Below are 12,143 nucleotides of genomic sequence, written 5' to 3' on the forward strand. Positions count from 1 at the left end.
ATAAAAATATCTAGCTTGGATTATTATAAAAATCTAGCAGCTAATACTGATCAATTTAATTATTATCACACTAAAACTATAGTCTCCACAAAAAACTATAGCTCTTAAATTCTTATTAAACATAGATTAAATATAACTATATGTTATTTGACTTCCTTAGTTAGTAATATAGAATGACTATTACCTTAATCTAAAGATATAAGAATATGATTTTATGAGAATAGCAATTAATGGTGCGGGTGTTGCGGGATTATCTTTAGCCTGGTGGATTGAAAGATATGGTTTTGAAGTAGTTATATTTGAGAAAAAACAAAAGCTACCTCCTGAAGGATATCTCATTAACTGCTGGGGTTCTGGATACGAAGTATTAAAAAGGATGGGGTTACTAGATGACATCAAAGACAAAGTCATTAACTTAAAGCATCTAAAGTGCTATGATCATACAGGCAAAAACTCTAATACAGTCGAAGTCTCATCGATAATAAGAAAAAACTACGGCAAGTTCATTAGCATAAAAAGATTTGATCTTTTATCTATACTTCACAAAAATCTTGAAAAAACTAATGTAGTTTTTGGTACTTCGATATCTGGTTTTAAAGAAGATAATAAAGGAGTTATCATAGAACGCTCTGATGGTAAAAAGGAATGCTTTGATCTAATCATTGGAGCTGATGGCTTCCACTCTCACATTCGCTCATTAACATTTAAAAAAGAAGAATATCAAGAAATTGACATAAATACTTATATTGCTTCATTTTATTATAATCATGATGCTACTGTACATACTGACGAAGATTCTTATGAGCTTTTTTTAGATAGAGACAGACAAACTTCATTGATCTCTCTTAATGATAAAGAAACTAGCGTTTGTACATTCGCATTTGATAAAGACTTGGTTGATAACCACCCTAAAACATTACAAGATAAAAAAGACTTATTAAAATCTCTATTTAAAGGATTTGGTGGCAAAGTTCATGAAATATTAGAAAATCTTGAAAATGTCGATGACATGTTTCTTGATAATGTTGGCCAAGTAAAAATGGATAGCTGGTATAAAGGTAGAGTTGCTTTAACAGGAGATGCATCAAGTGCTCCTACATTACTAGCGGGACAAGGCTCTATATTTGCACTATGTGAAGCATATATACTTGCTGGAGAATTGCATAAGGCTAAAGGTGACTATAAGATAGCTTTTGCTGAATGGCAGAGTAAACTAAAAGATATTATTGATGATAAACAAGATAATAGCCTTACAAATTTATCATTTTTTATGCCTGAGGAAATTTTTACTAGGTATATAGTTTCTATGAGTGGCAATCTTCAGTCTGTACCTATATTTAACCAAATCTTTGGTGCTGAAGTATTAAGATATAGTATTGATCTGCCTGATTATCAGCATGAAACTACGTACTCTGAATTAAATACTAATAAGCTTCGGTTCTAAAAGTTTAAAATCAACCAATTTCCATTGCCAATTAGGTTCACCTACAGTACCAGGCGTATTTAGTCTAGACTCACTACCTAATTCTAAGATATCTTGTACTGGCAAAATTACATATTCAGCATCACAATTTATTAAATATTTAATAACCTTTCTAAAGATATTTTTATCATTAGCTTTAAAATATTTCTTTAAAAGTTTTCTCTGGTATCTGCTTAGCTCATCAAAATACCAACCTTTTAACGTATTGTTATCATGTGTTCCAGAGTAAGCAACAATATTTGCATCATCAATAAAACCACCAGTTTTCAGATCAAAGTGAAAAGGAAATACTTTCATACCCTTTAGATTATAGTGATCACGTAGTTCTAGCACTTCAGGACGTAAATCACCTAAATCTTCAGCAATAATATTTACATTAGGCAATTTTTCAAAAACAGTATCAAAAAACTTATATCCAGGAGCCTCGACCCATTCACCATTGATAGCTGTTTCAGCATCTGCAGGAATCTTCCAATATGTATCAAAAGCTCTAAAATGATCAATCCTAACAATATCAAATAGTTTAAAATTACCTTTTAAACGCTCTATCCAAAACTCAAAGTTAGTCTCTTCTAATCTATCCCAATCATATAGAGGATTACCCCACAACTGCCCTGTTGCAGAGAAAAAGTCTGGTGGAACTCCTGCAACAAAAGTAAGATTTTGATCGTCATCTAATAAAAATACATATTGATGCTCCCATACATCGGCAGAATCAAAACCTAGATAAATAGGTAAATCTCCCATGATTTCGATATTATTTTCATTTGCATATTCTTTTAGCTCAAACCACTGTTTGTAAAATATATATTGTAGAAATAGCTCATAATCAATATCTGACTGATATTGCTCAAGTTTTATAGATTTATCCTTGATCCAGTTTTTATACTCTTGTGGCCAAAGATTCCAAGCTTGATTATTATTAGCTTTTCTAAAAGCTTTAAAAATAGCATAGTTCAGAACCCAACTATTTTCATCAATAAACTTTTGATATTTTAATTCAAGAGTCTCGTCATTAGATGCTTTAAAGTTTTCAAAAGCTTGCTGCAGTGATTTATCTTTATGCAACCTAACTACTTCGTAATCAACTTTATCTAAATCAGCATTACAATATTTGATATCAGATTCATCTAGCAAACCTATCTCAACTAAGTTATCAATAGCTATATATATTTCATCACCTGCAAATGATGAACTTGATTGATATGGTGAATTTCCATAACCTAACGGTGTAAGTGGTAATACTTGCCATAGCTTAATATTTGCTTGTTTTAAGATATCTATAAATCTATAAGCATTTTTACCTAAATCACCAATCCCAAAGTGACTAGGAAGACTTGATACTGCTAATAAAACTCCAGTTTTTTCCATATATTTTCTCTAAATTAAAGCGCACATTGCATTAAGCTATTATGAACTGATAAATAGACGGTTACGATTGTCTAAACTTTAGTGAGTTTTGTAACTGTCATTAGTTCACAATAAAGCGATAGCACAGTGCTAGGCAGTTTTGCATACTTTTTCTGCCATGAAAAAAGTATGTCGCTAAAATTTGCAAAGCAAATAGCGAAAAAACATGTTTATATATTATATCTTCCAAATATGCTTATTGTATTGACTAATAGTTCTATCAGAACTAAAGAAACCAGATTTAGCTGTATTTACTAGGCTCATTCTTGACCAATGCTCACGATCTTCATAATCTCTAAATACTTGATCTTTAACTTTGATATACTCAACCAAATCTATCAAAGTCATAAACCAGTCTTTACTTATTAATTCGTTAAATAAAGGAATTAGCTTATCTTTATCACCAATTGACACTAAAGTTGGCGAGATTATAAAATCAACAACATTTTTAATCACCGGATTATGATAGTAATCTATCGATTTATAACCATGCGTTTTATACAAATCAATAATCGTATCACTATCCTTGCCAAATGTATAAATATTAGCACTTCCTACTAACTCCGCTATCTCAACGTTAGCCCCATCCATAGTACCAAGAGTAATAGCTCCATTTAACATGAACTTCATATTTCCAGTACCACTAGCCTCTTTAGAAGCTAAAGATATTTGCTCTGATACATCTGTAGCAGGGATCAACTTCTCAGCAACACTTACATTATAGTTCTCAACAAAAAGTACGCGGATATATTGATTTACTTCTTCATCATTATTAATCAACTCTTGTAAGCATAGAATCAAGTGAATAATGTGCTTAGCAATCGTATAAGCAGGAGCAGCCTTACCACCAAAAATAAAGTTTATTGGACGCTTAGGTTTTGGATATAAACCTGATTTGATTTCAAGATATTTATGAATAATATATAAAGCATTCATCTGCTGACGCTTATATTCATGAATACGTTTGATTTGAACATCAAAAATACCATCTTTTAATAGCTCAACACCTGAGTAATAGCTTGCAAATTCTATAAACTGCTCTTTTTTAGTTTTCTTGATTTCATCAAGTTTAGCTAATACATTTTTATCATTATGGTATGCAAGTAGCTTTTCTAACTGCTTAGAGTCTTCAATAAAGCTATCACCTACTAAGCTTTTTAGATAAGATGCTAACTCTGGGTTTGCTTGTAATAACCAACGTCTAAATGTAATACCATTAGTTTTATTATTAAATTTATCTGGATATATGTCATTAAAATGTTTTAATTCTGAGTTCTTTAAAATATCTGTATGAAGTGCTGCAACACCATTTACACTAAAGCTATAATGAATACAAATGTGTGCCATATGGACACAGTTATTATCATCAATTATTGCCAAATCATGATCTTTATATTGCTCTTTAACTTTTCTATCTAGATATTTAATGATTCCAATCATCTCTTTAGATAAAACCTTCTCTAAATAACTCAAAGGCCATTTTTCTAAAGCTTCAGCTAGAATAGTATGGTTTGTATAAGCAGCAGTTTTACTAACAAGCTCTATAGCCCTATCTATATCAATACCATTTGCAACTAATTGACGGATTAACTCAGGGATAACTAAAGTCGGATGAGTATCATTAATCTGTACAACAGCATGCTCAGGTAAACTTTCTAATGAGTGGCCATTTTTAGTGATATCTGAGAAGATTAGGCTAACTGCATTACTAACCATAAAATATTGCTGGAAAATTCTTAAAAGATGTCCATTCTCATCACTATCATCTGGATATAAAAATAATGTCAGATTCTTCTCGATAGCAGTTTTATCAAAGGTGATATCATCTTCTATCACATCAGGATCAACACTAGTTATATCAAATAAGCATAACTTATTTACAAAGTTATTTTTATAACCAACAACGTCAATCTCACATAATTGAGACTTAACACTAAAGTTATTGAAGTCCACTTTATAGCTAACATCTGTTTTATTTAACCAGCCTAGCTTTTCTATCCATGGATTTGGTTTCTCAGTTTGGCTATGGTTTTTAAATTTCTGTTTAAATAAACCATAGTGATAGTTCAAACTAATACCTGTTCCAGGAATGCCTAAAGATGCTATTGAATCTAAAAAGCAAGCTGCTAATCTTCCCAAACCTCCATTACCTAATGATGGCTCTGGCTCAAACTCTTCTATTTGTACGATATCTTTACCACTATCTTTTAGTATCTGACAAACATCATTATAAACACCTAAGTTAATCAGATTACTAATTAGCATCTTGCCAATCAAAAACTCGCTAGATATATAGTAAATTTTCTTTTTATAATCTTGCTCGGGAAGCTTTTGTGTTTGTTCTTTTGCATAAGTTAACAAAGCATAGTATAAATCTTGATCATTTGCTTGACTAACTTTACAATCTAGTGTTTTCTCAAGATATAACTCAATGGGATTTTTTTCATTCATTTTAATAAAACCTTTAATAAGAAATTTACTTCAGTTAAAAATATTGATGTAATTGGCAATATAATGTCATTAAAACATTTTCTATACAAGATATATGAGATTTTTTTAATCCATTTCTTTAATTAGCTGTTGATAAATACCATTTAGTCTGTCTGCGGCAGCATTCCAGCTCACATCCTGTTGCATAGCTATTTTTCTCACCTTTCGCCAATCGACTTTACGATCATATAGTGCAAAAGCTCTACGAATAGCTCGCTTGTAATCTTCTACCGTGAATTTCTCAAATACAAAACCAGTTGCAGTATTATCTGCTAAATTCTCTAAAGATGTATCTGTTATAGTATCTGCTAAACCTCCAACCTTATGAACAAGAGGTAAAGTACCATAGACTAATCCATAAAGCTGAGTCAAGCCACAAGGCTCAAAACGAGAAGGAACCAAAATAACATCACAAGCTGCAACGATCTGGTGAGCATATTTTTCATCATAACCTATCTGTACAGATACAGATTCAGGATATTTCTCTGCTATAGCTTTAAACTCATCTTCTAAAATACGATCACCACTACCTAGTAAGACAAGCTGACCTCCTCTAGATATAATCTCCTCTAATCCAGCAATAACAAGATGTAAACCTTTTTGTTCAGTTAATCGACTAACCAAACCAAACAAAGGCGCCGTATTTTGGACCTTAAGCCCTTTTGATTTCTGCATAAATGATTTATTTTTTGCTTTACTAATAGCAACAGATTCTTTAGTGTATTTATTCTTTATAACAGGATCGATACGAGGATTCCAAACATTAGGATCAACACCATTTAAAATACCATATAAATCATTTTTCCTCTTAGAAAGCAACCCATCTAAACCACAGCCTTGTTCATGTGATTGAATTTCTTTTGCATATGTAGGACTAACAGTAGTTATCTTATCAGCAAAACTCAAACCTGCTTTCAAAAAAGATATTTGACCATAAAACTCCATACCATCCATATCTAAGAAATCCTTAGGTAGCCCTAACTCTGGAAAAATATCCATTGGGAAAAGACCTTGATATGCTAAGTTATGTATAGTAAACACAGACTTAACACTTCTTATGCCTGTTGCAATTTCAGCTGCTTTTATATATGCAGGAACTAACCCTGAATGCCAGTCGTGACCATGTACTATATTAGGAATCCATTGACAATCAAGACCTTTTACTAACTCAGCAGCAACCCATCCTAATAAAGCAAACCTTTTATAATTATCAGTATATTCTTTATTATCCTTATCTGTATAAGGGTTTCCTGGACGATTATATAAAGCTGGGGCATCAATAATATATATCTTGATTTTTGTATTAGGAATTTTTGCTAAATAAATAGATACTTGATCATCAAAACTTGATGATAACTCAATTAACAATTCTTTTTCTTCAACACTGTCGATAAACGCTGGAAAGCCCGGAACTAATACCCGACTATCAACTCCTAACTCTGACAATGCTGGAGGCAATGCAGCTGTCACATCTGCAAGCCCCCCTGTTTTTAGTAATGGATACAATTCACTACAAACATGTAAAACTCGCATGATTTTCTCTTATAGTTCAATTAGTTTTTTTATTTAATTTATCAATCATTGGTTTAGTAACTAATACTACGCCTTTTTCAGTTCTAAAGAAGTTTTTAGCATCTTCTTCAGGGTTCTCACCAATTATCATACCAGCAGGAATATTACACCCTTTATCAACGATAACCTTTTTCAAACGACAGTTTTCACCAATCTCTACATCAGGCATAATTACTGACTGATCAATACTACAGTATGATAAAACTCTCACATTAGAAAACATTAATGTTTTAGATATTTCTGAGCCTAATACTATACACCCACCAGAAGCTAGAGTATTCGTTATAACACCATGATTTCCTTTTGAATCAGGAACAAACTTTGCTGGTGGAAGCTGCTCTTGAGCAGTCCAAACAGGCCAATCTTTATCATACAAGTTTAGCTCTGGAATATTAGCTGCTAGGTCCAGGTTTGCTTCCCAAAAAGCATCTATAGTTCCGACATCTCTCCAATACGGTTCAATATCATCTCCTCTAGGCACACATGACATACTAAATGGATGAGCTAAAGCCTCTTGCTCTTTTACTACTCTTGGAATGATATCCTTACCAAAGTCATGACTAGATGCATCATTTGCAATATCTTCCTCAAGTAGATCATATAAATAATCTGAATTAAATATATATATTCCCATACTTGCTAAGCATCTATCAGAATCACCTGGTATTGTTGGCGCATTTTCTTTAGGTTTCTCAATAAAACCTGTTACCTCACGCTCTTCATTAATTCCCATTATCCCAAATGCAAATGCTTCTTCTTTATGAATTTCAACACAACCTACTGTACACTTATAGCCACTTTTAGCATGATCACGTAGCATTCTTGAGTAATCCATCTTATAGATATGATCACCCGCTAAAACAATAACATATTCAGGAGAATATGAACGTAAAATATCAATATTCTGATAAACTGCATCAGCAGTACCTCTATACCAATGCTCTTCATTAACTCGCTGCTGAGCTGGAAGTAAATCTATAAACTCATTCAACTCTCCTCTTAAAAAGCCCCAACCACGTTGTAAATGACGCAACAAAGAGTGTGACTTATACTGAGTTACAACACCTATTTTACGTATCCCAGAATTTAAACAATTTGATAACGCAAAATCTATAATTCTAAACTTACCACCGAAATAAACCGCTGGTTTTGCACGAGTGTCAGTCAGATTATATAAACGTGAACCACGCCCACCAGCTAAGACTAAAGCCATAGCTTTTTTGTATAGTTGGTGATTTTGTGAGGTATCAGAATATTTCATAATATTATTAACTCCTTTGGTTTAATATTTCATAAAAAATTATGTTATAACAGTTGGTTCTCTCATTCCTGTTAATGACTTAACATTTGTTAGCTTTTCAGCCAAAGCTACTAAATCTGCTAAAGCTTGCTGTGTCGGAATATTAAATTTATTAACATCCGCTTCATATTTTTCTAAATATACCCTTAGAGTAGCTCCTTGTGTTCCTGTACCAGATAGTCTAAATACAACACGAGAACCATCCTCTAAAACAACTCTTATCCCTTGTTTATTTGAAACTGAATGATCTATTAGATCTCTATAGCTAAAATCATCAGCTAGTTTCACATTTTGACCACAAAGTTTAACTCCTTGTAACTTTGACACCTTTTGTCTTAATGAAGACATAATCTCATTAGCAATATCACTATCAATCGCCTCATAATCATGTCTAGAATAAAAGTTACGTCCAAACTTTTGCCAATGATCAGCGACTAACTCATCTACATTTTTATTTGTTGCTGCTACTAGATTCAACCAATATAGTACCGCCCAAACACCGTCTTTTTCACGAATATGGTCAGATCCTGTTCCATAGCTTTCTTCACCACATAGAGTAATCTCATTAGCATCAAGAAGGTTACCAAAGAATTTCCATCCTGTAGGAGTTTCATAACATGGAATATCTAAAGACTTTGCAACCCTATCAACAGCCATAGATGTTGGCATAGATCTTGCAACACCTTTGATACCTTCTGAGTACGCTGGTATAAGATTTGCATTAGCGGCCATAATAGCTAAGCTATCTGATGGTGCTACATCAATCTTTTTACCAACTATCATATTCCTATCAGCATCTCCATCAGAAGCCGCTCCAAAATCATACTCACCACTGCGCATATGTTTTACTAGATCTGCAGCATTTACAGGATTAGGATCAGGGTGAAGACCTCCAAAGTCTTCTAACGGCTCTGCATTTACAACAGTTCCTGCAGGAGCATTTAACGCTGTTTCAAAAATATATTTTGCATAAGGGCCAGAAACTGCGCTCATAGAATCAAAACGAACTTTAAAGCCATTTTTAAAAAGTTCACGAATCTTGTCAAAATCAAATATTTGTTGCATTAGTTCAGCATAATCTGCTACTGAGTCAATAACTTCTACCGTTGTACTCTCTATCGCATATGTGCCTACTCTGCTTAAATCAATAGCATCCTGTTTAGCATCACTTATATAGTACTTATCAATATTTTGAGTTTCTTGATAAATCTTTTCTGTGATTTTTTCTGGTGCCGGACCACCATTTGAAATATTATACTTTATACCAAAGTCACCATTTGGGCCACCTGGATTATGACTTGCAGATAAAATAACCCCTCCAAAAGCCTTATATTTTCTAATAACACAGCTAGCAGCAGGAGTTGATAATATTCCATTATGCCCAACAATTATTTTAGAAAATTTATTAGCTGCAGCTATACGGATAATAGTTTGTGTTGCAACTTTATTGTAATACCTACCATCTCCACCTACTACTAGGGTTTTTCCAGCTATATTATCTAAAGAGTTAAAAGTTGATTGAACGAAATTTTCTAGATAACCAGGTTGCTTAAAAGCTTTAACTTTATTTCGTAGTCCAGAGGTTCCTGGTTTTTGATTAGCAAACGGTTTTGTTGATACAGTTTGAATTGCCATTTTTTTTATTTTATCCTTGATGTTTTTTTATTGATTAATACATAACCAACATTCCATAAATAAAACTAAGATACTATTCATCTTATCACTATCTTTCTCAATTTAGAATAACTAATAAATTTATTATTTATAGATTTTTTTCTTTAACTATTTAGACAATTTTATTAGGCTGAAATAAAGTTATTAATACTATAGCTATCAATAATTTGTTAGTATAAAAACAGTAATATTTATAAACTTTTTAGTAAATCCTGTTTTTTAAAGGATATATTAATTTTATATTTAGGTTTAGGAGCTTTTATGAAGGATTTAAAACAACAATGCAACACGGAAACTAACATAGGCGATCTAGATAAGTACTATTTTCACGAAGGTAAACATATTTACGCATATAGCTTTATGGGTGCGCATGAAGCTAAAGAAAGTGGCATTACAGGAATTAGATTTACAACATGGGCTCCTAATGCAAAAAGTATCTGTGTAATTGGGGATTTTAGTTACTGGGGTATTAATGATAATTACTACATGAAGCCAATAAGCGAAGCTGGCTTATGGAGTGTATTTATACCAGAGGCAAAAAATGGTGATAAATACAAATTTGTTATTACAAGCAAACATTCAAATCAAGAAGTTCATAAAAGCGATCCATATGCTGTCTTGTCTGAATTAAGGCCTAATATAGCCTCTATCATTAATACAAAAACACAATATAAATGGCACGATAACAAATGGCTAGAAAAGCGTGCTAAGACTAATCATTATGAAACTCCAATAAATACCTATGAACTACATTTAGCATCTTGGAAAACTAAAAATGGTGAGTTTATGAGCTATGATGAAATAGCCAAGACTTTACCTAAATATGTTAAAGAAATGGGATATACTCATGTTGAGTTCATGCCTCTTCACGAACACCCTTTAGATGCATCTTGGGGATATCAGCCAACTGGTTTTTACTCTGTAAATAGTCGCCATGGCGATCCTATAGGTCTAAAGCGCCTTGTAGATAAACTTCATTGTGAAGACATCGGTGTAATTTTAGATTGGGTTCCAGGTCATTTCTGTAAAGATATCCATGGTTTAATCAATTTTGATGGTAGCCCTTGTTATGAATACCAAAACTATAACAAAGCAGAAAATAAAGGTTGGGGTACAAAAAACTTTGATCTAGGTCGAAATGAAGTCAAATGCTTTTTAATATCAAATGCAATGTATTGGTTAAGTGAATTTCATATAGATGGAATTCGTGTTGATGCTGTATCAAATATTCTTTACTTAAACTATGATCGTGAAGATGGTCAGTGGGAGCCAAATATATATGGTGGTCATGAAAATTTAGAAGGAATTGCCTTCTTAAAAGAGCTAAATAGTGTACTCAAACATACATGCAAAGGTGTTTTAACAATCGCTGAGGAGTCATCATCTTGGCCAGATATTTCAACTCCTGTAGAAAACGGTGGTCTTGGCTTTGACTTCAAATGGAATATGGGTTGGATGAACGATACTCTAAGATATATAGCTCTAGATCCTGTTTATCGTAAGTATCATCATAACTTAATTACCTTCTCAATGGTATATCACTACTCAGAGAAATTTATCTTATCTATATCTCATGATGAAGTTGTTCATGGTAAAAAATCTTTAATCAATAAGATGTGGGGAGATTTATGGAACAAGTATGCCGGCTTACGCTTATATATGACATATATGATCGGACACCCTGGTAAAAAACTTATTTTCATGGGTAGCGAGTTTGGACAGTTTGTTGAATGGCGTGAGTATGAGCAACTACAGTGGCAAGTTGTAGATGAGTATGACTCTCATAAACAAACTCTAGAGTTTTTTAAAAACTTAAATGATTTCTATCGTCATGAAACAGCACTTTGGGAATGTGATTACGATCATCAAGGTTTCCAATGGATAGATGCAAATAACTCAGAACAGAGTATTTTATCTTTTGTAAGAAGTGATAAAGCTGGTAATCATTTAATTTTTATATGTAATTTTACTCCAGAGGTATACTATGACTACCATATAGGGGTACCAAAAGCAGGAGCATATAAAGAAATATTTAACTCAGATGAGCTTAAATTTGGTGGCTCTGGACAAATTATCGAAGGTGAAATATTTACTGAACAAAGAGCTTCTCATGGCTTTGATCAAAGAATCAGCATCAAGATACCTCCAATGGCTACATTAGTTCTAAAGCCTATGGCTTCATAATAACTTAAATAATCATATGTATATTTAATT

7 protein-coding genes are annotated in these 12,143 nt (G+C 32.6%); 2 read left to right on the top strand and 5 right to left on the bottom strand.

The genetic code is table 11. The annotated features are described in order from the left end of the window. The first annotated feature begins 214 nt into the window (after window positions 1-214). Window positions 215-1,444: an FAD-dependent monooxygenase gene (locus tag F3D62_RS04510; protein ID WP_150467055.1), complete on the top strand. Its 1,230-nt coding sequence runs from the start codon at window positions 215-217 to the stop codon at window positions 1,442-1,444. Here F3D62_RS04510 and malQ read toward each other — a convergent pair. The 5 genes from malQ to F3D62_RS04535 all read right to left on the bottom strand — a co-directional run bounded on the left by malQ (window position 1,418) and on the right by F3D62_RS04535 (window position 9,890). Next, window positions 1,418-2,854, bottom strand: coding sequence for a 4-alpha-glucanotransferase (gene malQ / locus F3D62_RS04515; RefSeq protein ID WP_150467056.1), 1,437 nt, complete (start codon window positions 2,852-2,854; stop codon window positions 1,418-1,420). The genes F3D62_RS04510 and malQ overlap by 27 nt on opposite strands. Before the next feature lie 216 nt (window positions 2,855-3,070). Next, window positions 3,071-5,344 carry a glycogen/starch/alpha-glucan phosphorylase gene (locus F3D62_RS04520; RefSeq protein ID WP_150467057.1) on the bottom strand — a complete coding sequence of 758 codons (2,274 nt, stop codon included), beginning with the start codon at window positions 5,342-5,344 and terminating at the stop codon, window positions 3,071-3,073. Between the two features lie 105 nt (window positions 5,345-5,449). Continuing rightward, window positions 5,450-6,916, bottom strand: coding sequence for a glycogen synthase GlgA (gene glgA / locus F3D62_RS04525; RefSeq protein WP_150467058.1), 1,467 nt, complete (start codon window positions 6,914-6,916; stop codon window positions 5,450-5,452). 16 nt (window positions 6,917-6,932) lie between these two features. Continuing rightward, on the bottom strand, window positions 6,933-8,216 hold the full coding sequence (gene glgC / locus F3D62_RS04530; RefSeq protein WP_150467059.1) for a glucose-1-phosphate adenylyltransferase: 1,284 nt from the start codon (window positions 8,214-8,216) through the stop codon (window positions 6,933-6,935). A 39-nt stretch (window positions 8,217-8,255) separates the two neighbouring features. Beyond that, window positions 8,256-9,890, bottom strand: coding sequence for an alpha-D-glucose phosphate-specific phosphoglucomutase (locus F3D62_RS04535; protein WP_150467060.1), 1,635 nt, complete (start codon window positions 9,888-9,890; stop codon window positions 8,256-8,258). 300 nt (window positions 9,891-10,190) lie between these two features. Here F3D62_RS04535 and glgB point away from each other — a divergent pair, with 300 nt between their 5' ends. Further along, window positions 10,191-12,113, top strand: a complete 1,923-nt coding sequence (gene glgB, locus F3D62_RS04540) for a 1,4-alpha-glucan branching protein GlgB (RefSeq protein WP_150467061.1) — start codon at window positions 10,191-10,193, stop codon at window positions 12,111-12,113. Window positions 12,114-12,143: the final 30 nt, after the last annotated feature.

It is taken from the genome of Francisella sp. SYW-9, from assembly GCF_008711465.1.
Taxonomy (GTDB): Bacteria; Pseudomonadota; Gammaproteobacteria; order Francisellales; family Francisellaceae; genus Francisella.

Excerpts from the sequence above, each read along its gene's own strand:
- malQ (WP_150467056.1), bottom strand. The coding sequence starts at position 2,854 with ATGGAAAAAACTGGAGTTTTATTAGCAGTATCAAGTCTTCCTAGTCAC.
- F3D62_RS04535 (WP_150467060.1), bottom strand. The coding sequence starts at position 9,890 with ATGGCAATTCAAACTGTATCAACAAAACCGTTTGCTAATCAAAAACCA.
- F3D62_RS04510 (WP_150467055.1), top strand. The coding sequence starts at position 215 with ATGAGAATAGCAATTAATGGTGCGGGTGTTGCGGGATTATCTTTAGCC.
- glgB (WP_150467061.1), top strand. The coding sequence starts at position 10,191 with ATGAAGGATTTAAAACAACAATGCAACACGGAAACTAACATAGGCGAT.
- glgC (WP_150467059.1), bottom strand. The coding sequence starts at position 8,216 with ATGAAATATTCTGATACCTCACAAAATCACCAACTATACAAAAAAGCT.
- F3D62_RS04520 (WP_150467057.1), bottom strand. The coding sequence starts at position 5,344 with ATGAATGAAAAAAATCCCATTGAGTTATATCTTGAGAAAACACTAGAT.
- glgA (WP_150467058.1), bottom strand. The coding sequence starts at position 6,916 with ATGCGAGTTTTACATGTTTGTAGTGAATTGTATCCATTACTAAAAACA.